The following is a 25034-nucleotide window of genomic DNA, read 5'->3' as shown; positions in this document are numbered from 1 at the left end:
AAAGGATGGAGAGGCTGATGGCACTGGCAATGATGGAAGTTGGAGAAACGAGGACGATTCAGGAATTCCATGGAAAGGAAGAAGTGAAGAGGCATCTTCAGGATCTCGGCTTTGTGAAAGGGGAAAAGGTGCAGGTGGTAGGTGAGAACCCCAGCGGCATGATTCTCCTGGTGAAGGGCGTGAGAATCGCGCTGAACAGAGGCCTGGCTTCTCAGATTATGGTAGCGTAATTCGGGCGTTGAGAAACGGAAAGAGAGGGCAAGGGAAGGAATGACACTGAAAGAAATGAAACCGGGTCAGTCCGGAAAGGTGGTATCCATCGGCGAAAGCGGGCAGCTGAAGCGCAGAATCATGGATATGGGGATCACTCCCGGCGTTGAGGTCAAGGTAATCAAGGTGGCGCCGCTGGGCGATCCGGTGGAAATCAATGTGCGCGGCTACGAGCTCAGTCTCCGCAAAGAGGAAGCGGCGCGTATCGAGGTGCAGTAAGCAAAAAACAAGGAAAGCAATGCAGGGTTAAGGTTCGCTTAACCCATAATTTTACGCATAGCGTTAGCTGAAACTAATTATTGTAAACTAACCGTGCGGGACGAGTGGAGGAAGACAAAAATGTCATATGTAATTGCGCTGGCGGGAAATCCCAACTGCGGAAAAACAACTTTATTCAACGACCTGACAGGCTCCAGGCAGCGTGTCGGAAACTGGCCGGGCGTAACGGTTGACAAAAAAGAAGGTACATATAAGAAGAATAAGGAAATCAATATCATGGACCTTCCGGGAACCTATTCCCTGTCCCCGTACTCTGCCGAGGAGATTATCGCCAGAGATTATATCATCATGGAGAAGCCGGATGCTGTGATCGATATTGTGGACGCAACCAGTATCGAGCGCAACCTGTATCTGACACTTCAGATTATCGAGACTGGAATTCCTACGGTTGTCGCCCTGAACATGATGGACGAAGTGGAAGCCAGAGGAGACAGGATTAACGCAGAGAAGCTGTCAGAGATTCTCGGCGTTCCGGTCGTTCCGATTGTGGCCCGTAAAGGCAAGGGCGTTCCGGAACTGATGGCCCAGGCCGTGGAAGTGGCGAAGGCGAAGAAGGCCCCAAAGAAGCTTCCGATTTTTGACGACAAGCTGGACGCGACGGTTGCAAAGATCAAAGAGGCTCTGGATGCGGCCGGCGAGGCTGACAGCGCTTGGAAGGCTGTCAAGCTGCTGGAGAACGACGAGAAGGTTGGCGAGAAAGTTTCCGCCGAGCTGAAGAGCCAGGCGGAGAAGATCGTGGCTGATGCCTACGGCGCAGGCGCGGATCTGGAAGCTGTGGTAGCGGACCAGCGTTATCAGTATATTTCCAAAGTCGTGAAGGACACAGTCAAGAAAGGAAAGACCGGCCATGTAGAGACCACCTCTGACAAGGTGGATAAGATTCTGACCAACCGGATTCTGGCCCTTCCGATCTTTGCGGTGGTGATGTATATCCTGTTTGCCTGCACGAACAGCGAAAACTTCCTGTTCCTTGGCATCAACAGCCCGGGTATCTGGCTGGCCGGCGTGGTGGAGGCTGCCTGGGGCTGGGTAACTGGTCTGGTGGAAGGCCTGGTAGCAAACGCTTCTCCGTGGGTGTATTCCCTTGTGATTGACGGCATCATGGGCGGTATCGGCGCTGTGCTCGGCTTCCTGCCGCTGATTTTGGTGCTGTACGTACTGGTGTCCTTCCTGGAGGACTGCGGATACATGGCCCGTGTAGCCTTCGTGCTTGACCGTATCTTCCGCAAATTTGGTCTGTCCGGCCGCGCGTTTATTCCGCTGCTGCAGGGCTTTGGATGCTCTGTTCCGGCTGTCATGGCTACCCGTACCATGGAGTCTGAAAAAGACAGAAAGATTACGACTATCCTCTGCGGCTTTATGCCCTGCGGCGCGAAGCTGCCGATTTTCGCCCTGATTGTTTCCACCCTGTTTGCGGACAGCAATCAGACGGCTGTTACTTACTCTCTTTATGTATTCAGTATTGTGGTTGCGATTATCGTGGCGCTGCTGCTGAACAAGCTGGTGTATAAGGATGACACCTCCAACTTTATCATGGAGCTGCCCCAGTACCGTATTCCTACCGTAAAGACGATTGCCCTGCACGGCTGGGAGAAGGTAAAGGCCTATGCGCAGAAGGCCGGAACCGTAATCTTCGTTTCCACGATTCTGATCTGGTTCCTGTCCAACTTTAATGTGGACTCCTTCAATGGAAATAATGCGGCAGCCAATGAAGACGGAAGCATCATGTGCGAGATGGACGACAGCTTTATGGCTTCCCTGGGCGGTGTGCTCGCTCCGATCTTTACGCCTCAGGGCTTCAACGAGTGGAGACCGGCGGCAGCCATCGTGACAGGCTGGATTGCGAAGGAGAACGTAGTAGTTACCTTCTCACAGCTGTACAGCGAGGATGTCACGCCGGAATATCTGGAAGGCTTCTTCTCCCAGTACAGTCCGGAGGAGCTGGAAGAGCTGGGCTTTGAAGGAGGCGTATACGACGCGGAAGCGGCTCCGGACATTTATTCCGAAAGCATCCTGTTTGAGGGAGCTGACGAGAATGCGCTGCCGACTCTGCATGAGGATATTCCGACCAAATCCGCGGCTTATGCCTACATGGTATTCAACCTTCTGTGCATGCCCTGTTTCGCGGCTGTCGGCGCCATGAAGCGTGAGCTGAAGACCTGGAAAGAGCTTGGAAAGGCTGTAGGCGTCCAGATGCTGACCGCGTATGTGGTCTCCCTTCTGGTAAATGTAGTCGGCGGACTGTTTATGAACTGAGTCTTTTAAACTGACAGAAACGAAAGAATGGAAAAGAGCCGGCACAGAATATGCTATATCCTGTGCCGGTTTCAAAAAAAGTATGGTATAATGAATGACAGGGAAGGAAAGTCAGAGCATGAGTCAGGAAATGATTATCAACCGTTTAAAGGAGCGGGGGTTCCGGATTACGAAACAGAGAAGACTGATTATCAGCACCATATTGGAAAATGACTGTTCCTGTTGTAAGGAGATCTATTATCAGGTCCGGGAAAAGGACCAGGCGGTTGGGATTGCTACCGTGTACCGGATGATAAAGACCCTGGAAGAGGCAGGCGTCATTGACCGGAGAAACATGTATCGAATCGGAGATGTGAAGGAGGAAGATTGATATGACAGATATCATTGTACTTTTAGTGGTTGCGGCAGCGTTGTTTTTCTGTATCCGTTCTATTATCCGCAATAAAAAGCGCGGAGGCTCTTCCTGCGGCTGTGCAGGCTGCAGCGGCTGCAGCGGCGCCTGCGCCTGCGGGGATAAGAGGAAAAATCCGTAATACAGGCCAGGGTCATCTTTTCATCGTATAGATTTCTTTATCATTTTTATCGATTTCAAAGCTCTCCGGGGATATTCTAATCAGCCTGGTTCCGACGGGCATATCAATATACTTAAAAATATCCGAATCTAATTGCTGCCATACGGCGCCTACGCTCAGGAGGCTGATATTCTGATAGTCTGAACAATATTCATCGTCTTCGTTTCCGGCGGTAAAAACCCAGCCGCTGTCTTTTTCATCACAGGGCTCCTGCCTTTCCATATAGCCGACCTTCCAGCCCTCCTCCGTGATCCTTTTTGAAACGCAGGCATTTAAAGCTAAGATTTCTCTTCTGTTTATCCAAACCATGTAATCCCTGCGCCTGTCTGTGAATTCGCGGAGCATGTCACTGCCGGGCTCAATATCTGTACAGATATCCTCCACGTCTGCGTCCCATATTCCTTTATCATCTGCTTCGTTTCTCAATATAGCGGCCAATGCAGCGATATCCGCTTCCGCTGCCTCGATACAGATGCTTACCTCCTTGAGGAGCCTTTTCCCTTTTTCATCGTAAAGATATAATACGGCGTTTCCATCCGGAAAAAGCATCAATTTGGCAGCGCCCAAATTGTCTGCGTCATTATAAAACACCATAAAAGCCGGCAGTCTGTCGTTTACATACCAGTCAAATTCGGTGCCATTATTCCCATTCATATAAAAAACGGCACCATTTTTTTCTAAATCGCTTTTTTTAACATGAGGCAGATAGAAGGCCATATTCTGCGCCATGATTTTCTGGATTTCTTTCACTATTTTGTTCATAGTGGTTTCCTCCGTCATTTTATTTCGCTGTTGAGGTCTGAGGGTTCCTGTCAGCTTATGGTAGCATATCGGCAGGCGATTTTCAATTTTTCCGGGATGCCTTGCGAAAATCCTGCGGCTATGTGAAAATAGCAGGAAGCTGAGAAAATTGCAAGCGGAGGATAGAAACTTCTATTTAGCTCTGTACCGGAATAAAATGAAAGGAAATCAGGTACAGGTCGTGTTGAAGTGAAGAAAATGTTCCGTATTCTGCTCATGGCAGCCCTCGTCTTAAGCCTTTCTCTGCAGGCCTACGCGCAGACAGAGACGGCTGGGCAGGAGACGCCCTCTGAGCTTCGCCAGCTTTACGCACAGTCCGCGGTTCTGATGGACGCGGATTCTGGGCGTATTTTGTTTGAGAAAAACGGGTATGAACAGAGGCCCATGGCCAGCACTACCAAGATCATGACGCTGATCGTTACACTGGAGAATGCCAATCTGGACGAGATTGTGACTGTGTCGGAGTATGCGGCCGGGATGCCCGATGTGCAGCTTGGCGTCCGGGTGGGAGAGCAGTACCGGCTGGAGGATCTGCTCTATTCCCTGATGCTGGAATCCCACAATGATTCCGCCGTGGCCATCGCGGAGCATGTGGGCGGTTCGGTGGAGGGCTTTGCGGCCATGATGAACGCCAAGGCCAGAGACATCGGCTGCTACGACACCTATTACATTACGCCCAACGGCCTGGACGCAGAGGATGAAAACGGCGTCCATTCCACGACGGCGGCGGATCTGGCCCGCGTCATGCGTTACTGTATCTGCCAGTCGCCGAAGAGGGAAGAATTCCTGAAAATCACCCGGACAAATGCCTACAGCTTCGGGGATGCGGAGGGGCTTCGGAATTTTACCGTGGGAAACAAGAATGCCTTCCTGGGTATGATGGAAGGGGCGCTCTCAGGGAAAACGGGCTTTACAAATAACGCAGGCTACTGCTACGTGGGAGCGCTGGAACGGGACGGCAGGACCTTTATCGTGGCGCTTCTGGCCTGCGGCTGGCCAAACAACCGCAGCTATAAATGGAGCGATACCAGAAAGCTTATGAGCTACGGGCTGGAAAACTACCAGTATCAGAATGTATGGCAGGATGTGATGCTGGGAAACATTCCGGTGGAAAACGGGATTCCGGAAAGCGGGAATCTGCAGGACGAAGCATACACGGGACTGAGGCTGGCGTCGGAGGAGCCGGATCTGAAGATTCTGCTGGCGGAGGGGGAAGAGGTTCAGGTAAAGACAGAGCTTTCGGAAAGCCTTACGGCTCCCGTGGAACCGGGCATGATCGTGGGGAGTGTCTGCTATTATCTGAATGGGACGGCGGTGAAGGCTTATCCCATAGAAGCGGTGGACGCGGTGGAGGAGCTGACGCTGCGGTGGTGTTTTTTCCGGACTGCGGAGAAATTCTTTCTCTGAATGAAGCAGAATCGGGCGGGAACAGAATCCGGGCAGAGGCCGAACAGAGTTTATCCCCCGGATAGGCATGTATGGCAGGAAAGGAAAAGGGGAGTTTCCCTGAATTTCTGAAAGAAAAAAACCCGGATGAATAACCGGTGGGGAGGCTTGCGCCTGAAACAGAAGATGCGTAAAATAAATTTCGATAAAAATGCAGAACTGTTTAAAATGCTACAGGAGGAAAGGGAATGAATAGTACAAAGAAGATTTCGGCGCTTCTGCTCAGCCTTTTGCTGAGCGGCGTTCTGCTGGCCGGCTGCGGCGGAGGGACGGGGAACAGCTCCGGGGGCGCTTCCGATACAGAGCAGGGTAAAAATATCGTCATTGGAACGGGGCAGAGCTGCGGAACCCTTGATCCGCTTCAGAGCTATGACGGCTGGTATGCGGTCCGCTTCGGAATCGGCCAGACGCTGACGAAGCTGAACGATGATTTTTCCGTGTCCGGCTGGCTTGCAGAGGATTATACCGTAAACGAGGACAATACGGTCTGGACCTTCACGATTCGGGATGATGTGGCTTTTTCCAATGGAACGAAGCTGACGGCAGAGCTTGCGAAGGCGTCCCTGGAAAACGTGTATGAAAACGGAATGAGGGGCACGGAATATTTCACGCCGGCGGCCATAGAGGCGGACGGCCAGACGCTGGTCATTACCACGGAAAGTCCCGAGCCGATTCTTCCCAATAAGCTGGCAGACCCGTATTTTACAATTATCGATACCACAGTGGATATGACGAATATCGCGGACGAAGGACCTGTGGGAACCGGCCCCTTTGTAGTGGAATCTTTTGATCCGGTGACGAAGGAGACTGTGGTGGTAAAAAATGAGAATTACTGGGGCGGAGAGGTCCTGATGGATCGGATTACTTTTGTGTACACAGAGGATCAGTCCACACTGACCATGGGACTGCAGTCAGGAGATTTTGACGCAGTCTACAATGTGAGCATGACCAGCATCGGCGATTTCGAAAACAATGAAAGCTACCGCATTGTGAGAACGGCCAGCGGACGGACGGCCCACGGTTTCATGAATCAGAACGGCGTACTGGGAGATGAGGTTCTCCGCCAGGCAATCCTGCGGTATCTTGACAGGGAATCCTACTGTGAGAATCTGCTGAACGGCGAATATGTGGCGGGAAAGACGCTTCTGACTTCCGCGTCTGTCTATGGATATGACGAGCTGACTGATATCAACGCATACGATCCGGAGGGAGCTGCGCGGCTTCTGGACGAGGCCGGCTACGCGGATATCGACGGGGACGGTTTCCGGGAAACCCCGGAGGGAGAGGCGATCAATCTGCGGTTTGTCTATTATACAGGGCGGCCTGAGCAGCAGATTCTGGCAGAGGCTACGCAGCTGGAGCTGGCGGGACTTGGAATCCGGGTGACGCTGGAGGTCCATGACACCCAGACGGTCATCGATATGCTGGGGAGCGGAGATTACGATATGCTGTGCATGAGCATCAATGCCCTGAACTGCGGAGATCCGGAAAATCATATGAACACCTATTTTAAGACGGGCGGCAGCTACAATTCCTTCGGATACTCCAGCGCGGAATTCGATTCGGTGATGGACGAGCTCTCCGTTACAGCTGACGCGGACCGGCGCGTGGAGCTGGTAAAGGAGGCGGAGCAGATCCTGCTGGACGACAGCGTCTGCATTTATTACTGCTATCCGGTGATGAATTTTGTAACGAAAAGCACCGTGAGCGGGATTACGAGCACGCCTGCGGATTTTTACTGGGTAAGTGAAGCAACAGATGTTCAGGCAGGGTAGCGCCGGTATGGCAAGGATCTACGGTCCTTGTACATCCGCTTTAAGGAGACAGCAGGAAAAAGAAGTCTTGACATTTCCTGCCGCAGTATATATGATAAAATAAAAAAATTTCAGAAAATTTGCTGGTTTTGAACCAGCCGCTGCAAGTTCCGCAAGGATTCATAGAGAAACCGGTGAGATTCCGGTACGATCCCGTCACTGTGTTAGGGAGCTTCGGGGCAGAGATATGCCACTGGGCGTGTCTGCTTTCCGGCTTATGAGGCCGGAAGACAGAGAAAAGCGTCCGGGAAGGCGCTTTGAAGCGGTGAACTTAAGTCAGGAGAACTGCTTGCAGGCGCTTCAGGTGTGATTCTTACGGAGGATGAGACGCAGCTTTTTTTGCGCCCCGTCAGCTTGCTGCGGGGTGTTTGATTCTGTGGCAGGAAATTTCTGTTCCTGCGGTTCCCGTGAGTGTTGCTTAAAGGTATTTAAAATAGTAGTTGAAAGGGGAAAAGGACAGATGAGAAAGAGCGGTCTGTTAAAAAGAATACTTCAGATCGTGATTGTGCTGTTCGGAATCAGCTTTCTGACCTTCGGACTGACCTATATGGCGCCCGGAGATCCGGTGCGGGCCATGTACGCGGCCAGCGGCACGATTCCGAGCGAGGAAATACTGGATCAGACCCGGGAAGCGCTGGGGCTGAATGAGCCCTTTCTGACTCAGTACCTGAACTGGCTGACGGACTGCCTCCATGGTGATTTCGGCACCTCCTACTCCCTGAACAGACCGGTGGCGGAGCTTCTGCTTGCAAGGCTTGGACCTACGCTGAAGCTGTCGTTTGCTTCCCTGATTCTGATGCTGCTGGTATCCGTCCCCCTGGGGATTCTCTCAGCAGTCCATAAAGGAGGCGTCATCGATTATATTGTGCGGGGGCTGACGTTCCTCGGGGTGTCTCTGCCGAATTTCTGGGTGGGTCTGCTCCTCCTGTATGTGTTTGGCGTGAAGCTGGGCGTGGTGCCTGTGGTGTCGTCCGGCCAGGGCTTTGACCGGCTGATTCTGCCTGCGGTTACACTGGCTTTTGCCATGATGGGAAAATACACGCGGCAGGTGCGGACGGCGTTTCTGGAGGAATTGAACCAGGACTATGTGACCGGAGCCCGCTGCAGAGGGATTAAGGAGAGCACGATTCTCTGGCGGCATGTGCTGCCCAATTCTGTACTTCCTCTAATCACGATGCTGGGTCTCTCCCTGGGATCTCTGCTTGGAGGAACGGCTGTGGTGGAAGTAATTTTTTCTTATCCGGGCCTTGGAAGCCTGGCTGTGGACGCGATCACTTCCATGGATTACTCCCTGATCCAGGGCTATGTGCTGTGGATTGCTCTGATCTATATGGTGCTGAATCTGCTGGTGGATCTGTCCTATGGTCTTCTGGACCCCAGAATCAAGAAAGGGGGCAGATAAACGGTGGAAAAGCTGAAGAATTTTGTCCGGAAGAATCCGGCGTTTACGGTATTTTTTCTTCTGACCCTTGGGGTGATTGCCATAGCGGTGTTTGCGCCGGTACTGGCGACTCACGATCCTTACGAGGCAGTGCTTGCCGACGCGGTTCAGCCTCCCGGCCCGGAGCACTGGTTTGGCACGGACCGGATGGGACGGGATCTTTATTCCCGTGTGATTTACGGAGCCAGAACTTCTCTGGCGGCTTCCCTGGCTCTTGTATGCATTATTATGACTGCGGGAACCCTTCTGGGAATTCTGGCCGGATGGTTCGGCGGGATTCTGGACGCGGTGATTATGCGGATTTCGGATATGATGATTTCTTTCCCGGGCATGGTGCTGGCGCTGGCTGTGGCGGGAATTCTGGGGGCGAGCATGACCAACGCAGTGATTGCGATAGCGGTTGTGAGCTGGACTAAATATGCCCGGCTGGTCCGCAGCCTGGTGCTGAAGATCCGGGAACGAGATTATATAGCGGCGGCCCGGGTGACGGGTTCGACGTCTTCCCATATTCTCTGGAAGTATCTGCTGCCGAACGTTCTCCCTACAATTCTGATCACGGGGGCGACGGATATCGGAAGCATGATTATGGAGATCGCGGCCCTTTCGTTTCTGGGATTTGGAGCAAAGGCGCCCACAGCGGAATGGGGGCTGATGCTGAACGAGGGCAGAGCCTATCTGACGGCGGCTCCCTGGCTGATGATTTTTCCGGGACTTGCCATCTTTATTACCGTAGTGGTATTTAATCTTTTGGGAGACAGCCTGCGGGATGTGCTGGATCCAAGGGATGAGCAGGGAAACGGTTTTGGACGAAAGGAGAACGAATGAGATACAGGAGAAAAATTACGGCGGTTTTGATGGCGGGAGTCCTGGCGGCGGGGCTGGCAGCCTGCGGAGGAAACGGAACGCAAGATTCCGGAAGCGGTGCTTCTTCCGAAAATGGGGGAACGCATCTGAATTTCAGCTGCTACAGCTATTCCAATTCCATGGACCCGATCACGAATGTGAATTCCAGCTGGTGCTTTCTGCGTTACGGAGTGGGAGAGTGTCTGTTCCGTTTTGATGAAAATGTGGAGGTGGAGAATGCGCTCTGCGATTCCTATGAGACGGAGGATTATACGACCTGGGTGCTGCATATCCGGGAGGGCGTGAAATTTTCCAATGGAAATGAGCTGACGCCCACGGTGGTAAAAGAATCTCTGGAGCGGCTTTACAGAACGGAGGCTGACGGGACAGGCAGTTCCACGCCTTCCCAGTATGTGTCCTTTTCTTCCATAGAAGCGGACGACGCGGCAGGGACCGTGACGCTGGTGTGCAGCAGCCGGACGGCAGCGCTTCCCGGAATCCTGGCCTATCCCTGGTATGGAATTGTGGATACCAGCGTGATTGACAGCCAGGTCATTGGAACCGGCCCTTATCAGGTGGCTTCCCTGGAAGAGAATTCTGCGATTGAGCTGGTGAAGAATGGATATTACTGGGATGGGGAAGTGCCCTATGATTCCATCACGGTTTATCTGACAGAGGACAGCTCCACAAAAGCCATGGCTTTAAAGAGCGGAGATGTGGATTTGGTGGAAAATATCACGACACCCAGCGATCTGGCAGAGCTGGAGGCGGATTCGGATTATTATGTATCTGCGACGGCAGGCGTCCGTCTCGGGAATTCCTATTTCAATTTTCACGGTGTTCTGGGAAATAACGCTCTCCGGCAGGCCATTTTCTGCGCGGTGGACGATGAGACCATGTGCAATGTGACAGTGGGAGGCATGTATACGCCGGGCTGTTCTGTGCTGCCCTCTTCCCTGTCCTATGGGTATGAGCAGCTCACGGATTCCTATTCCTATGATTTGGAAAGAGCGGTTCAGATTCTGGATGAGGCGGGAATCACAGATACGGACGGAGACGGATACCGGGAGCTTGACGGACAGAATATCCATCTGAATTATCTGGCCTACAGCAGCCGGAATCTGGATGAGTTTGCCCAGGCGGTGGCGATTTCCCTGGAAGCCATCGGCATCGGCTGCGCGGTGACGGTGCAGGATTATGACACGGCTCTGGCAAACCAGAGCGCGGGCAGCTTTGATTTGATTACTTCCAATGCCATTGTGGTTCCTACAGGAGACCCTTCGGGCTTTCTGGGGAATTTTTATTCCGGAAATTCCGGCACCTATGGATATTATGAGAATGAGGAATATGACGCCCTTTATGAGCGGCTTCTGGCATCCGTGGACGAGCAGGAACGGCTGGAACTGATCATAGAGATGCAGCAGCTTTTGATCGATGACGCGGCGACGCTGGTGCATGGTTATTATAACAGTACCTTCGCGAGCCGGGCAGACAAGGTGGCAGGGGCGGACATTACGCCGATGGATTATTACTGGATTACCACGGATATCAGACCGGCAGAGTAAAAGACAGAACGGCGGAACAGAGGTCAGGCAGGAGGAAAAAGCAGATGCTGAGCGTGCGGGAAATTTCAATTACATATGGAGAAAATCCGGTTCCGGCGGTGGCAGATTTCAGCCTTGAAATGAAGCAGGGCGAGATTGTCAGCATCGTAGGGGAGAGCGGCAGCGGAAAGACTTCCCTGGTCCGTGCCATCCTGGGCTGTCTGCCGGGCGGCGGCCATGTGAGCCAGGGGGAGATCCTGTTTGAAGGAAGGGCCCTGTCAGGTCTGGGACCGGAAGAGTGGAGAAATCTGCGTGGAACGGAAATTTCCATGATTTTTCAGGATTCCGGAGCCATGCTCAATCCGGTGCGGCGGATAGGCTCCCAGTATGTGGAGTATATCCGCACCCATGAGCGGGTTTCCAGAAAAGAGGCATGGGAAAAAGGGAAAGAGATGCTGGAACAGATGCGTCTTCCGGCAGGGGAACATATTATGCGCAGCTATCCCTTTCAGCTCTCCGGCGGCCAGCGGCAGCGTGTCGGCATCGCCATGGCCATGACCTTTCAGCCGAAGCTTCTGCTGGCGGATGAACCCACCAGCGCTCTGGACGTGACCACCCAGGCGCAGATTGTCCGGCAGATGCTGAAGCTGCGGGACGAATACCACACGGGAATTATTGTGGTGACTCATAATCTGGGAGTGGCGGCTTATATGGCTGACAGGATTGTGGTTATGAAGGAGGGACGCATTGTGGACGCGGGTACAAGGGATCAGATTCTGAACCATCCCTCCAGCCATTACACAAAGAATCTGCTGGACAGTGTTCCTGCGATGGGAGGTTATCGATTTGTCTGAGACACGGGAGCTGATTCTGGAAGCGAAGCATGTCACAAAACGGTATCCGGCATCCGGAGACCGTATGCTGACTGCCTGCCAGGATGTAAGTCTGAAATTTTATAAAGGGAAAACCCTGGGAATTGTGGGGGAGAGCGGCTGCGGCAAAAGCACATTCATGCGGATGGTGGTATCCCTGGAACAGCCGGACGAGGGGGAAATCCTTTTTCATGGCCGGGATATCTCCAGACTGAAGGGCAGGGAGCTCCGTCAGCACAGGCAGAAGATTCAGATGGTATTCCAGGACCCGGCGGAAGCCTTCAGTCCGAAAATGAAGGTGATGGATATTATCTGCGAGCCCCTGCTGAACTTTAAGCGTATTCGGAAAAGCGAAAAGGAAGCTGTGGCCCGGAAATATCTGGAGATGGTGGAGCTTCCGGGAGATTTCGCCCTCCGCTATCCCCACAGTATGAGCGGCGGCCAGCGGCAGCGGGTGGGGATTGCCCGGGCTCTTGTACTGGAGCCGGAGCTTATTGTATATGACGAGGCCACATCGGCGCTGGACGTGTCCGTCCAGAAAACTATTGTAGAGCTCCTGGTGAAGCTTCAGAAGGAAAAGGATATAGCCTATGGCTTTATCTGCCATGATATGGCGCTGGTTCAGTCTCTGTCCCACCAGGTGGCGGTCATGTATCTGGGCAGCATTATGGAGGTGCTTCCGGGCGAAAAAGTGGCGTCCGGCTGCCGGCATCCTTATACAAAGGCCATGATTGATGCGGTGTTTGATCTGCGGATGGATTTTGATAAACCCATCAAGAGTATTGAAAGCGAAGCTCCCAGCCCCCTGGACCTGCCGGCGGGATGCCCGTTCCAGAACCGGTGTCCCAGGTGCATGGAGATCTGCAGGAGGGAAAAGCCGGCACTGAGGCAGATAGAAGAGGACCATCAGATAGCCTGCCATCTGTATGGGCAGCAGGGAGAACAGCGATGAGACAGAAGTTGTGGGAAATACAGCCCGGGGAAAAGAAAACCGGCTTTCTGAAGGCTGGAGACAGCGGGTATGAGCTGCCGGTGACAGTGATTTGCGGAGGAGAGGGAAAGACGGCCCTTGTCACCGCCGGAATCCATAACGCGGAGTATGTGGGAATCCAGGCTGCCATGGAGCTGGCCCGGGAGCTGCAGCCGGAAATGCTTCAGGGAACGGTGGTGATCGTTCCCTTGGTAAATGTAAGCGGTTTTTCCAGACGGACCATGAGCATGGTCTATGAAGACGGCAAAAATCTGAACCGGGAATTTCCGGGCAGGGCCGACGGGACAGCCGCGGAGCAGATCTGCCATGCTATGTCCGCAGAGCTTTTAGAGAGGGCAGATTATTATATCGATCTTCATTCCGGCGACGGCTATGAGGAGATGCACCCTTATGCCTATTATGTGGGGCCTGTGGAAGCCCAGGTGAGGGAGCTTTCCTTTCAGATGGCCCGCCGTGTCCGGGTAAACTATCTGGTGGAATCCCAGTGCACCACAAAGGGAGCCTACAATTATGCCAGCGCTTCCGGAATTCCCAGCGTACTCATTGAACGGGGCGGACTGGGAGTATGGAGCCGGGAGGAAGTGGATCTGGATAAGGAGGATGTCAGAAGGATTCTCGCGTTTCTGGAAATTCTGAAGGAAAAGCCGGAGGAGCCGCAGGCGGCGGGAGAACAGCTGGTGTTCCGCCAGGTGATTTATGAGCATGCCCCGGAGACCGGATGTTGGTATCCGGCCTGCCATGCGGGCGATTTTTTCAGAAAAGGAGAAATTCTCGGAGAAATCCGGGATTATTTCGGAAACACGGTTTACAGCTGCAAAGCCCTGGCAGACGGCATGATTCTCTATCAGACCGCCAGCCTGGCAGTTTTGAAGGACGGCCCCATGACAGCCTACGGAGTTCTGCCGGAACAGAAGAAAACGGAAGGAGAGACTTTGCCGGAATAGAACCGGGGCTTCGGAATTATATCCCCCAGGGAGGCTTGTAAACGTTCCGGTGGTTATGCTATACTCCCTCTGGATTTGAAAGAAAACAGACAGATGGAGTGATGATATGGGCAGAATACTGGGACGCATACAGACATACTGGACGAACAGGGCAGAGGGGTATTCAAAGGTAAATCAGGAGGAGCTGGCAGGCGAGCAGAAAAGCCGCTGGCTGCGTGTTCTGGAAGAGGAATTTCCGAAAAAGGCTCCCTCAGAGATTCAGGTTCTGGATATCGGCACGGGTCCCGGTTTTTTTGCCATTATTCTGGCGAGGGCCGGCTACCGGGTGACAGCGGTGGACTATACGGAAGAGATGCTCCGGAAGGCCCGGGAAAATGCAGGACCTTACGCGGACCGGATCTGCTGGATGCGTATGGACGCTCAGGAGCTGGAGCTTCCGGACAACCGGTTTGACGTGGTGGTATCCAGAAATCTGACCTGGAACCTTGAGGCGCCCGGCAGGGCCTATGAAGAGTGGCGCAGAGTGCTGAAAAAGGGAGGACTTCTTCTGAATTTTGACGCCAACTGGTATGCGCATCTGTTTGACGAGGAAAAGCGCCGGGGCTATGAGGAAGACCGCAGAAATGTGGAAAATCTTCATCTGGAAGATCATTATACAGGCACTGATATTGATGAAATGGAACGGATCGCCAAGGAGGTTCCTTTAAGTCCCGTATCCCGCCCGGCCTGGGATGTGCGGGCGCTGAAAAACGCCGGCTTCCGCAGCGTCTATACGGATGAATCTGTGTGGAAACGGGTCTGGAGCGATGTGGAAAAGGTGAATTACGCCTCTACGCCGATGTTTCTGGTCAAGGCAGTAAAATAGCGGCAGAATATGAAATGACAGGAGACAAAAGGACGGAAAGACATGGAAGCGATAAAGGAAAGAGTTTCTTCATACTGGACAAAACGAAGCGGGGATTTCGCAAAACTCCGGGAAGAGGAGCTGGAGAGCGAGATGGCCGGCCTCTGGCTTTCGGAGATTGAACCGCAGCTTCCAGGCCGGGAGAGCCTGCGGATTCTGGACGTGGGAACAGGAAGCGGATTTTTTGCGGTCCTGCTTGCGGAAAAGGGCCATCATGTGACCGGCATCGATCTGACGCCGGCCATGATCGAGGAAGCGGGCAGGCTTGCGGCAGAGCGCCAGGTGGAGGTGGATTTTCGGGTGATGGACGCGGAAAAGCTGGAGTTTGAGGACGGACAGTTTGACGCGGTGGTATCCAGAAATCTGACATGGACGCTGCCTCATCCGGAGCAGGCGTACAGAGAATGGCTGAGGGTCTTAAGGCCGGGAGGGGTTCTTCTGAATTTTGACGCGGATTACGGAATGGAACGGTTTGCTGTGGAGGACTGCCTTCCGGAAAACCATGCCCACCGGCAGATGAGCTGCAGCCAGCTGGAGGAATGCGACGCGATCAAGGACGAATTGGCAATCAGCAGGATGCGGCGGCCCCTGTGGGATGTGGAGACCCTTGGAAAGCTGAACTGCCGTCAGACAGAAACGGATACGGGAGTATCAGAGCGTATTTACAGAAAAGAGAGTCCTTTTTATAATCCGACTCCTCTTTTCCGGATAAAGGCTGTGAAATCAGATTCCCCGTCAGCTCGCTGCCTGCAGGAATAAAATATGAAAAAAACGGAACGGGAATTCGGACTGACAGAAGGACCTGTGGGAAGACAGCTCCTTCTGTTTGCGCTTCCGCTTTTGGGAGCAAGTTTTATCCAGCAGCTTTACAATATGGTGGATCTGCTGTTTGTGGGGAATATTCTTGGAAAAGAGGCCACGGCGGCGGTGGGGGCAAGCTCCCTTCTGACCAGCTGCATCGTAGGTTTTTTTACCGGCCTTTCCATCGGAATGGGCGTGGTGATTTCTCTGGCGGCGGGCCAGGGGAACAGAGAGAAGATTCAGAAGGGGATTCATACGGCTATAGGGCTTTCCCTGACCGGGGGCGTGGTTTTGACAGCGGCAGGACTTCTCCTTTCCCGGCGGCTTCTTCTGTGGATGAATACGCCGGAGAATATCCTGGAGCAGGCCCTCGTCTATATCCGTATCTATCTTTTGAGTATGCTGCCGCTGTTTCTCTATAATATGAATGCCGGTATCATCCGGGCCAGAGGCGATTCCAGAACACCCATGCTGTTTCAGCTTCTGGGCGCGGTTACCAATATTGTCTTTGACTGGCTGACGATGGGACGCTGGGGGATGGATGTGGATGGAGCGGCCTGGGCGACCTTCGGCTCCCAGCTTCTGGCGGCCCTCTGTTCGGTCCTGTATCTGGCAGGCAGAAAGGACGAATACCGCCTGGACCTGAGAAAAGTGCGGATTTCCGGCGCGATTCTTAAGGAGGTGCTCCGGATCGGCGTCCCGGCAGGACTTCAGAACCTGGTCATTACGATTTCCAATATTTTTGTGCAGACGGCGATCAACGGACTCGGCGTGGATGTGATAGCGGCGTTTACGGCGTATTTCAAGGTGGAGCTGGTGCTGTATCTGCCTATCGTGGCCTTTGGACAGGCGGCTACGACTTTTGTAGGACAGAACCTGGGGGCGGGAAAGTTCGGGCGTGTGCAGAAGGGTGTCAGAAGCTGCATCGGCATGGGAATTCTATACGCTGCCGCGGCGGCTGTGCTGCTGCTTCTGTTTGGCCGGTACGCCTTCGGGCTGTTTTCCAGAGATGCCGCGGTGATTGAGACGGGAATGCGTATCATCCGTGTAACATTTCCATTCTACTGGCTGTATGTGATTCTGGAGGTTCATGCGGACGCCCTCCGGGGCAGCGGCAATTCCGTGCAGCCCATGATTATCATACTTGCTTGCATGTGCGTGCTCCGCACAGCGCTTCTTGCTGTTTTTACCGGTATCTGGGACAGCCTGGAGGCGGTGGCGGCGGTCTATCCCTCCGCCTGGCTGGCGGCAGCGGTGTGTCTGACTCTCTGGTGGAGACGCTTCAGGCTGTCCACGGGAGAAACGGCGGGAGAAAAGCTTCGGACGGGCTCTTAAGCGGCGCCTGAAACAGAGCGGAAAAGAAAAAGACTTGCAAACAGTGACAAAATTCGGTATGATAAATAGCAAATGTGACAGCATGGCAGCCTGCCCGTTTTGGGCAGGCTGTTGTCGGTTCAGAGAGGAGATGGAAAAGTGGCAAAGGAAGTCATTCATACGGACAAGGCGCCGGCGGCGGTAGGACCCTATATCCAGGCAGCGAAGACGGGCGGTATGGTATACTGTTCCGGTCAGCTGGGCCTGATTCCTGAGACGGGCGTTCTCACGGAAGGCGTAGAAGCGCAGGCGCATCAGGCTATGAAGAATATGGGAGCTGTGCTGGAGGCGGCGGGCTCCGGATATGACAGAATCGTAAAGACCACGATTTTTCTGGCAGATATCAACGATTTTGCGGCAGTCAATAAGATTTATGAATCTTATTTCGCAGGAAGCTTTCCGGCAAGATCCTGTGTGGAGGTGTCCAATCTGCCCAAGGGCGGCCTGGTGGAAGTGGAGTGTATCGCCGAGGCTTAAATAAAATAATCAGAATAATGGAGGAATGTGTGTTATGAAGAAGTTTATAAAAAAGCTGGCAGCTTTTACGGCCTGCCTTACCGCGGCAGCGGCTCTTACAGCCTGCGGCGGTGGAAGCGGGGAGATTCAGATTGGCGTGCCCAATGATACCACCAATGAGGCACGGGCTCTGCTGCTTCTGCAGGAGCTGGGGTATCTGACCCTTACAGAAGATGCGGGAATTACGGCGACGGTTTCCGACATTGCAGAGAATCCCTATAACATTACCTTTAAAGAGGTAGAGGCCGCGCAGCTGCCCAACGTGCTGCAGGATATGGATTACGCGGTTATCAATTCCAATTACGCCATTGACGCGGGCCTGAACCCTATGGAGGACGCTCTGGCGCTGGAAGGCTCCTTCTCTGCCTACAGCAATGTGCTTGTGGTAAAGGAAGGCAATGAGAACAATGACAATATCAAAGCTCTGAAGGCAGCTCTGGAGAGCCAGCAGGTAGCTGATTTTATCACAGAGGAATATGGCGGGGCCGTTGTGAGCACCGTGGAGAATCCGACAGACGGTTTTGACGCTTCTGTGGATTATGACGCTCTGGCGGGAACGACCATTACGGTAGCGGCGTCTCCGGCTCCCCATGCGGAGATTCTTCAGGTGGCAAAGGAGATTCTGGCAGAGAGAGAGATCACTCTGGATATCATGGAGTTTACAGATTACATTCAGCCCAACAATGTGGTGGAATCCGGAGAAGTGGATGCCAACTACTTCCAGCATCAGCCCTATCTGGATGATTTCAACGCGGAGAATGGAACCCATCTGGTATCTGTGTCAGCTGTTCATGTGGAGCCCATGGGAATCTACGGAGGAAAGCAGACCTCTCTGGATGCAATTACCGGGAATAACTAGACAGAAGACAGGAGAGGCGCCGGGAATCTGCTCCGGCGCCTCTTCCGTCCGGAGGAAGCTATGATAGAGATAAAAAATTTGTCCAAGGAATTTCAGACAGCGGACGGAACCGTGGAAGCTCTGAAAAATGTAAATCTGACCATTCGGGATGGCGATATCTACGGAATCATCGGTATGAGCGGAGCGGGAAAGAGTACGCTGGTCCGCTGTATCAACATGCTGGAGAGGCCCACGGAAGGCCAGGTCCTCATAGACGGCCAGGATATCGGTGCCCTTTCCACAGCGGAGCTTCGAAAGGTGCGCAGGGAAATCACCATGATTTTTCAGGGTTTTAACCTGCTGATGCAGCGAACCTGTCTGAAAAATATCTGTTTCCCGCTGGAGCTTGCGGGAGTAAATAAAGCAGACGCGAAAAAAAGAGCCATGGAGCTTCTGGAGGTAGTAGGACTGCCAGACAAGGCAAATGCTTATCCGGCCCAGCTTTCCGGCGGCCAGCAGCAGAGAATTGCCATTGCCAGGGCTCTGGCCACTGATCCGAAGGTTCTGCTCTGTGACGAGGCCACTAGCGCCCTGGACCCGAAGACGACCCATTCCATCCTGGAGCTGATCCGGGATATCAATCAGAGACTCGGCATTTCCGTGATCATCATTACCCATCAGATGAGCGTGGTAGAAGAGATCTGCAGCCGCGTGGCGATTCTGGATGAGGGCCATGTGGTGGAGGAAGGCCTGGTCAGCGAGATTTTTTCCAGTCCCAAGTCCAGGGCAGCCAAGCGCCTGGTATTTCCGGAGGGAGCAGAGGAAATCCTGCTGGAGACAAAGGGAGAACGGCGGATTCGCGTGGTATTTGGCGGCGCTGTGGCTTCCCGGGAGCCTCTGATCGCCAGAATGGCCATGGAGGAGCATATCGCCGCGAGTATTCTTGGCGCGTCCACCAGGAGTATCGGGGACAAGGCCTATGGAAATATGCTGCTTGGAATCAACGGAGATGACGATACGGTGCGGCGTGCCATGAATTACCTGCGCAGCATCCCTGATGTACTGGTAGAGGAGGTGACGGACAATGTTTGATAAGCTGCTGTCTCCGGAGACGATTGAGGAGACTCTGCGTATTGTACAGAGTGAATTTCTGCTGGGGATCTGGGAGACCCTGTATGTGACTGTGATCGCCACAGCCCTGGCTATCGTGATCGGACTGCCGCTGGGCGTGCTTCTGGTGGCCGGAGAAAAGAACGGCGTGCTGCCCCTTCCCAGGCCTGTTATGCAGGTGCTGAATGTAGTGATCAATCTGCTGCGTTCCGTGCCCTTCCTGATCCTGATGATTATGGCATTTCCGCTGGCAAGGCTGATTGTGGGCACAGCGGTGGGCACCGTGGCATCGATTGTTCCCCTTGTGATCGCGGCCTTTCCCTTTGTGGCGCGGCTGGTGGAAAGCAGCCTCAGGGAAGTGAACCCGAATATCATTGAGATGGCCCAGAGTATGGGAGCTTCTCCGTTTCAGATTATTATGAAGGTGATGATTCCGGAGAGCGTGCCGTCTCTGCTTTCCAATTTTACGATTGCGGTTACGACAATTCTTGGTTATTCTGCCATGGGCGGCATTATCGGCGGAGGCGGACTGGGAAAGATCGCCATCAATTACGGATATTACCGTTATATGTACCTGGTGATGTATCTGGCAGTGATTCTGCTGATTATTCTGGTGCAGATTTTCCAGAGTGTGGGCACCCGGCTTTCTGTGAAATCCGATAAGCGCCTGAAGGGAAAATAAGCCGGCTGCCAGACGGCATGAGAAAAAACAGGAGAGCTGCGCTGAAATTTGAGTTGACAAATACCAGAAAAGGCAGTAGGATAAAGAAAATATAAAGATTTTGCAATGATGAGGAAGAGTAGCTGAAGGGGAGTGCGCAGCGAGCTGCCGGCGGTGTAAGGGCAGTGATGAAGCTTCAGTGAAAATCACCTCGGAGCTTCCGGATTGAGAGGACCGTGTCTGCGTAGGTTCGGACGGTTAACAGCCGTTATTCTGTTTCTCACTGACAGGTGAGAGTAGAGGGGCCGCAGTATGCGGCAATCAGAGTGGTACCGCAGAGGTTTTCAGCCTTTGTCTCTGTTCAAGAGACAAAGGCTTTTTTAATGGGTGGAAAACTTCGTTTCTGTGTACGGTTCCGGACGCTCCGGCAGAATCAGGCATCTGCTCAGGCAGGAGAAAACTCCCGCCGAAGCAGAAATAAACACAGCGAAGGAGAAAAGAGAATGAAGGTACTGAAGATCCTGAAAAAAATCACAGCATTTGTCAGCCGCTATATGGCAGCCATTGTAATTCTGGTAGCGGCCCTGGCGCTTTTTGCGCCGTCGTCGGTCAGATTCCTTAAGACCAGCTATGTAAATCCGCTGCTTGGCATCGTTATGTTCGGTATGGGACTGACGCTGAAGCCCGGTGACTTTAAGGTCGTGTTCAGCCGCCCGAAGGATGTCATTATCGGCTGTATTGCGCAGTTTACCGTTATGCCCCTTCTGGCGTTTCTTCTGACAAAGGTATTTAATCTGAGTCCGGAACTGGCCATCGGAGTCATCCTGGTGGGAACCTGTCCCGGAGGAACCTCTTCCAATGTAATGACCTATCTGTCCAAGGGCGATGTGGCTCTTTCCGTAGGCATGACAGCCTGTTCCACCATTCTGGCTCCGATTCTCACGCCGGCGCTGACTTATGTTTACGCGGGCCAGACGGTAGATGTAAATGTATGGAGTATGTTCCTTTCCATTGTTCAGGTGGTAATCCTGCCTATCATCCTTGGATTTTTGATCAACCATTTCTTTAAGAAGTTTACAGAAGCCGTCGTGGAGATTCTGCCGCTGATTTCGACCCTGGCGATTGTAGCGATTGTGGCCGCGGTTGTATCGGCAAACTCCGCAAACCTTATGACCTCCGGCGCTTTGATTATTATAGTGGTAATTCTGCATAATGTGCTGGGATATCTGCTGGGTTATGTGATCGGTAAGGTGCTGAAGCTGGATGAGACCAAGTGCCGCGCCATTTCCATCGAGGTAGGTATGCAGAATTCCGGTCTTGCCACCTCTCTTGCCAATGCGCATTTTGCACAGTATCCGCTGGCTACGATTCCGGGAGCCGTGTTCAGCGTGTGGCATAATGTGTCCGGAGCAATTCTGGCGAATTTCTTTGCAAGGACAGCGGATAAAAAATAGACTCGGGAAATGAAGCGCTGCTGTGGGAAAAGAAAACAGCAGTGAAAAAGTTTACAAATGTAACGGCGGTTACTGGTTGACGGTAGCCGCCGTTTGGTGTTAATATAAAGATTGCGGGCATGGTATCCGGCCAGTTCGGGAAAAACCGGAATGCGGTGTCTAATTTATGCGAAAAAAGGATGTGAAGAGTCCGTGGACGGGCGAGGTCGAAGTTGCAGCTTAAGACAGAATAGAATAGATGCAGGCATGGACTCTTCTGAATGGAGATCTGCTTTACAGAGGCGGGATCTCAGAAGATAGAATTGTCATGCCTGTTCCCGACGTGAGGAGGAGATTGGCATGGCAATGGGAAATTTTGATCGGGAGGAACTGGACTCTCTTCTGGAGAGCCGTCAGTTCCGGAAGCTCCGTGAGACAATGGCCGATATGAATGAGGTGGACATCGCGGAGTTTGTGGAAGAGCAGGAGCCGGAAAAGAAGGTTCTTGTGTTTCGGATGCTGCCAAAAGAGCTGGCGGCAGATGTATTTTCGTTCCTGGAGGTGGAAGATCAGGAACATATTATCAACAGCATTACAGATTATGAGCTGGGAAAAATCATCGAAGACCTTTATGTGGACGATGCGGTAGATATGCTGGAGGAGCTGCCGGCTATCGTCGTCAAGCGTGTGCTTCAGAATGCCACGCCGGAGACAAGAAATCTGATCAACCAGTTTCTTCAGTATCCGGAAAACAGCGCGGGAAGCATCATGACAGCTGAGTATATCGGTCTGAAGCGGAATATGACCGTGGAGCAGGCCTTTGCTTATATAAGGGAAAACGGCGTAGACAAAGAGACCATCTATACCTGCTTTGTGACGGACAGCAAGCGCCGTCTGCAGGGAGTAGTCACCGTGAAGGATCTGCTGATGAGTCCCTACAATACGGTCATCAAGGATATTATGGATGAAAATGTCATCTATGCGGTTACTACAGAGGACCGGGAAGATGTGGTAGAGACTTTCAATAAATATGATCTGCTCTGCCTTCCGGTGGTGGATCACGAGGACCGTCTGGTCGGCATCGTCACGGTAGATGACGCGGTGGAGGTTATGGAGCAGGAGGCTACCGAGGACTTCGAGAAAATGGCGGCTATGTTTCCGTCCGAAAAGCCCTATCTGAAGACCGGGGTGCTGGAGCTGACGAAAAACCGTCTTCCCTGGCTGCTGCTTCTGATGTTTGCTTCCGTTCTCACAGGAAGCATTCTGATGAACTACGAAGACGCCATTCAGGTACTGCCGCTGCTTCTGAGCTTTATTCCCATGGTGATGGATACCAGTGGAAACTGCGGCAACCAGAGCAGTACCATGGTGATCCGCGGTATGGCGGTGGGAGATATCGAGCTGAAGGATGTGTTCCGGGTATTGTGGAAGGAATTCAGGGTAGGCATACTCTGCGGACTTGTGCTGGCAGGAGCCAATTTTGTGCGGCTGATCCTGCAGTTTCCCGGCAGACCGCTCTTAAGTCTTTCCGTGGTGCTTTCCCTTCTGCTGGCAGTGGTGCTGGCCAAGATTATCGGCTGCCTTCTGCCCATGCTGGCTGAGAAGATGAAGATGGACCCTGCTATTATGGCGGCGCCCCTGATTACGACGATTGTGGATGCCTGCAGTCTGCTGATCTTTTTTAAAGTGGCCTGCGGCTTGCTGAATATATAGGAGGAAAAAGAAAATGATAGGTGATAAGAAGGTTCTGTTCAGCGGAATGCAGGCGACAGGAAACCTGACACTGGGAAATTATCTGGGAGCCCTGAAAAACTGGGTGACTTTAAGTGATGAGTATGAATGCTTTTACAGCGTGGTGGATATGCATTCCATTACTGTCCGCCAGGACCCGGCGGTGCTGCGTAAGAGGGCGCGGGCGCTTCTGACCCTGTATATCGCGGCGGGGCTTGATCCGGAGAAGAACTGCATTTACTATCAGTCCCATGTATCAGGCCATGCGGAGCTGGCCTGGATTCTGGACTGCTTTACTTATATGGGAGAGCTGAACCGCATGACCCAGTTCAAGGATAAGGCGGCCAAGCATGCGGATAATATCAATGCGGGGCTCTTTACTTATCCGGTTCTGATGGCGGCGGATATTCTGCTGTATCAGGCGGATGTGGTTCCGGTGGGAATTGATCAGATGCAGCATCTGGAGCTGACCCGTGATATCGCCCAGCGTTTCAATGGAATATACGGAGACGTCTTTACGATTCCGGAGGCTTATATCGGTAAAGTGGGCGCCAAGATCATGAGCCTGCAGGACCCGTCCAAGAAAATGTCCAAATCCGATGAAAATCCGAACGGAAGCATCTATCTGATGGATGATCCGGATATGATTATGCGCAAGTTCAAGCGCGCGGTCACAGATTCGGAGGGACAGATTCTCTACCGTGACGAGCAGCCGGGCATCAAGAACCTGATCAATATTTACTGTGCCTGCACGGGAAAGGCTCCCGATGAAGTGGTGCGTGAGTTTGATGGAAAAGGCTATGCCGAGTTCAAGCCTGCGGTAGGAGAGGCTGTTGTGGCTGTTCTGAAGCCTCTGCAGGACCGGGTGGCGGAGCTTTCCAAGGATAAGGCCTACATTGATTCCGTGATTAAGAATAATGCCGAGAAAGCGCAGTATTTTGCGAACAAGACACTGCGTAAGGTGCAGAAGAAAATAGGTTTTCCGGAGAGAATCCGGTAAGACAGGACTGGCGTGAGAAGGCCCTGATACAGACGAGGGCCTGTGGAAAGGATAGAGAAGCATGAAAGTGATAAAACCGGAAGAACTGAACAAAAATGTATTTTCCATGATAGGGAAGGAATGGCTTCTGGTTACAGCCGAGAAGGAAGGAAAGGTCAATACGATGACGGCTTCCTGGGGCGGACTGGGCGTCATGTGGGGAAAAGACGTGGCCTTTATCGTGCTGCGTCCCCAGCGGTATACAAAAGAATTCGTAGACGCGGGTGAGACCTTCTCCCTGTCCGTACTGGGCGGAGAGCGCCGGAAGACGCTGAACTATCTTGGAACCGTATCCGGAAGGGACGAGGACAAGGTGGCCAAATCCGGCCTGACTGTGGAGCGCGAAGACGGCACTCCTTATTTCGGGGAGGCTGATACGGTGCTCATCTGCCGCAAGCTGTATGCTCAGCCTTACGACCCTTCCTGCTTTATTGACAAGTCCTGCGATGAGAGATGGTATCCGGATAAGGATTATCATACCCTGTATATTGCGGAGATTGAGAAGGTTCTGGTGCGCTGAAAAAAACGCAGAGACTGCGGACTGCCGGAGAAGC

The 25034-nt window shown here is 52.9% G+C and carries 24 protein-coding genes, 2 pseudogenes, 1 riboswitch and 1 other annotated feature; of the genes and pseudogenes, 25 read left to right on the top strand and 1 reads right to left on the bottom strand.

Annotation, left to right across the window (positions count from 1 at the left end; all coding sequences use genetic code 11):
- Positions 1–5 precede the first annotated feature (5 nt).
- The 5 genes from B5E82_RS00235 to B5E82_RS00215 all read left to right on the top strand — a co-directional run bounded on the left by B5E82_RS00235 (position 6) and on the right by B5E82_RS00215 (position 3338).
- Positions 6–230: a FeoA family protein gene (locus B5E82_RS00235; protein WP_242966201.1), complete on the top strand. Its 225-nt coding sequence runs from the start codon at positions 6–8 to the stop codon at positions 228–230.
- Between the two features lie 40 nt (positions 231–270).
- Complete coding sequence (locus B5E82_RS00230; protein WP_087166112.1) at positions 271–489, top strand: FeoA family protein; 219 nt, start codon at positions 271–273, stop codon at positions 487–489.
- Between the two features lie 120 nt (positions 490–609).
- Positions 610–2805: a ferrous iron transport protein B gene (gene feoB / locus B5E82_RS00225; RefSeq protein WP_087305159.1), complete on the top strand. Its 2196-nt coding sequence runs from the start codon at positions 610–612 to the stop codon at positions 2803–2805.
- A 118-nt stretch (positions 2806–2923) separates the two neighbouring features.
- Positions 2924–3175, top strand: coding sequence for a Fur family transcriptional regulator (locus B5E82_RS00220; RefSeq protein ID WP_087166114.1), 252 nt, complete (start codon positions 2924–2926; stop codon positions 3173–3175).
- Between the two features lies 1 nt (position 3176).
- Complete coding sequence (locus B5E82_RS00215; protein ID WP_087305157.1) at positions 3177–3338, top strand: FeoB-associated Cys-rich membrane protein; 162 nt, start codon at positions 3177–3179, stop codon at positions 3336–3338.
- A gap of 12 nt (positions 3339–3350) precedes the next feature.
- Here the strand turns inward: B5E82_RS00215 and B5E82_RS00210 are convergent, their stop codons facing one another.
- Positions 3351–4139 carry an immunity protein Imm33 domain-containing protein gene (locus B5E82_RS00210; protein WP_162609716.1) on the bottom strand — a complete coding sequence of 263 codons (789 nt, stop codon included), beginning with the start codon at positions 4137–4139 and terminating at the stop codon, positions 3351–3353.
- A 228-nt stretch (positions 4140–4367) separates the two neighbouring features.
- On the opposite strand from B5E82_RS00210, the gene B5E82_RS00205 reads away from it, so the two are divergent.
- From B5E82_RS00205 to B5E82_RS00115, 20 genes and pseudogenes are all read left to right on the top strand, one after another.
- The gene (locus B5E82_RS00205; RefSeq protein WP_442911299.1) at positions 4368–5585 is read left to right on the top strand and encodes a D-alanyl-D-alanine carboxypeptidase family protein; all 1218 of its coding nucleotides are present in this window, start codon (positions 4368–4370) and stop codon (positions 5583–5585) included.
- A gap of 227 nt (positions 5586–5812) precedes the next feature.
- Positions 5813–7399, top strand: a complete 1587-nt coding sequence (locus B5E82_RS00200; RefSeq protein WP_087305151.1) for an ABC transporter substrate-binding protein — start codon at positions 5813–5815, stop codon at positions 7397–7399.
- A 127-nt stretch (positions 7400–7526) separates the two neighbouring features.
- A riboswitch (cobalamin riboswitch) is annotated at positions 7527–7745 on the top strand.
- Positions 7746–7898: 153 nt separating this feature from the next.
- Entirely contained in the window at positions 7899–8840 is a 942-nt protein-coding gene (nikB, locus tag B5E82_RS00195; protein ID WP_087305661.1) for a nickel ABC transporter permease, read from the top strand.
- A 3-nt stretch (positions 8841–8843) separates the two neighbouring features.
- Positions 8844–9704 (top strand): nickel transporter permease, encoded by an 861-nt coding sequence (nikC, locus tag B5E82_RS00190; RefSeq protein WP_087305149.1) that lies wholly within the window; start codon positions 8844–8846, stop codon positions 9702–9704.
- Positions 9701–11287: an ABC transporter substrate-binding protein gene (locus B5E82_RS00185; protein ID WP_087305147.1), complete on the top strand. Its 1587-nt coding sequence runs from the start codon at positions 9701–9703 to the stop codon at positions 11285–11287. Before nikC ends, B5E82_RS00185 begins: the two co-directional genes overlap by 4 nt.
- A gap of 44 nt (positions 11288–11331) precedes the next feature.
- Positions 11332–12120: an ABC transporter ATP-binding protein gene (locus B5E82_RS00180; RefSeq protein ID WP_087305145.1), complete on the top strand. Its 789-nt coding sequence runs from the start codon at positions 11332–11334 to the stop codon at positions 12118–12120.
- A complete protein-coding gene (locus B5E82_RS00175; RefSeq protein WP_087305143.1) occupies positions 12113–13090 on the top strand; it encodes an oligopeptide/dipeptide ABC transporter ATP-binding protein in 978 nt (325 codons plus the stop codon). The genes B5E82_RS00180 and B5E82_RS00175 overlap by 8 nt, the downstream gene beginning before the upstream one ends.
- On the top strand, positions 13087–14073 hold the full coding sequence (locus B5E82_RS00170) for a M14 family metallopeptidase (RefSeq protein WP_087305141.1): 987 nt from the start codon (positions 13087–13089) through the stop codon (positions 14071–14073). Before B5E82_RS00175 ends, B5E82_RS00170 begins: the two co-directional genes overlap by 4 nt.
- Positions 14074–14179: 106 nt before the next feature.
- Positions 14180–14938, top strand: coding sequence for a class I SAM-dependent methyltransferase (locus tag B5E82_RS00165; protein WP_087305139.1), 759 nt, complete (start codon positions 14180–14182; stop codon positions 14936–14938).
- A gap of 42 nt (positions 14939–14980) precedes the next feature.
- Positions 14981–15736, top strand: a complete 756-nt coding sequence (locus B5E82_RS00160) for a class I SAM-dependent methyltransferase (RefSeq protein WP_087305137.1) — start codon at positions 14981–14983, stop codon at positions 15734–15736.
- 3 nt (positions 15737–15739) lie between these two features.
- On the top strand, positions 15740–17113 hold the full coding sequence (locus B5E82_RS00155; RefSeq protein ID WP_087305135.1) for an MATE family efflux transporter: 1374 nt from the start codon (positions 15740–15742) through the stop codon (positions 17111–17113).
- A 138-nt stretch (positions 17114–17251) separates the two neighbouring features.
- The gene (locus B5E82_RS00150; protein WP_087305133.1) at positions 17252–17629 is read left to right on the top strand and encodes a RidA family protein; all 378 of its coding nucleotides are present in this window, start codon (positions 17252–17254) and stop codon (positions 17627–17629) included.
- 25 nt (positions 17630–17654) lie between these two features.
- A pseudogene (locus B5E82_RS18780) lies at positions 17655–18152 on the top strand (MetQ/NlpA family ABC transporter substrate-binding protein); the annotation flags it as partial.
- A gap of 78 nt (positions 18153–18230) precedes the next feature.
- A pseudogene (locus B5E82_RS18775) lies at positions 18231–18512 on the top strand (MetQ/NlpA family ABC transporter substrate-binding protein); the annotation flags it as partial.
- A 75-nt stretch (positions 18513–18587) separates the two neighbouring features.
- Positions 18588–19598 carry a methionine ABC transporter ATP-binding protein gene (locus B5E82_RS00140; RefSeq protein WP_087305129.1) on the top strand — a complete coding sequence of 337 codons (1011 nt, stop codon included), beginning with the start codon at positions 18588–18590 and terminating at the stop codon, positions 19596–19598.
- Positions 19591–20298, top strand: a complete 708-nt coding sequence (locus B5E82_RS00135) for a methionine ABC transporter permease (protein WP_087305128.1) — start codon at positions 19591–19593, stop codon at positions 20296–20298. Before B5E82_RS00140 ends, B5E82_RS00135 begins: the two co-directional genes overlap by 8 nt.
- Positions 20299–20394: 96 nt before the next feature.
- Positions 20395–20639 (top strand) — a binding site (T-box leader).
- A gap of 150 nt (positions 20640–20789) precedes the next feature.
- Complete coding sequence (locus B5E82_RS00130; protein WP_087305660.1) at positions 20790–21731, top strand: bile acid:sodium symporter family protein; 942 nt, start codon at positions 20790–20792, stop codon at positions 21729–21731.
- A 345-nt stretch (positions 21732–22076) separates the two neighbouring features.
- Positions 22077–23423, top strand: a complete 1347-nt coding sequence (gene mgtE / locus B5E82_RS00125; protein ID WP_087305659.1) for a magnesium transporter — start codon at positions 22077–22079, stop codon at positions 23421–23423.
- A gap of 13 nt (positions 23424–23436) precedes the next feature.
- Positions 23437–24441, top strand: coding sequence for a tryptophan--tRNA ligase (trpS, locus tag B5E82_RS00120; protein WP_087305126.1), 1005 nt, complete (start codon positions 23437–23439; stop codon positions 24439–24441).
- 61 nt (positions 24442–24502) lie between these two features.
- Positions 24503–25000: a flavin reductase family protein gene (locus B5E82_RS00115; protein ID WP_087305124.1), complete on the top strand. Its 498-nt coding sequence runs from the start codon at positions 24503–24505 to the stop codon at positions 24998–25000.
- Positions 25001–25034 lie beyond the last annotated feature (34 nt).

This window comes from Lachnoclostridium sp. An138, from assembly GCF_002160765.1.
Lineage (GTDB): Bacteria > Bacillota > Clostridia > Lachnospirales > Lachnospiraceae > Laedolimicola > Laedolimicola faecalis.
The sequence above is the reverse complement of the archived record's forward strand: the minus strand, read 5'-3'. Positions and strand labels throughout refer to the sequence as shown.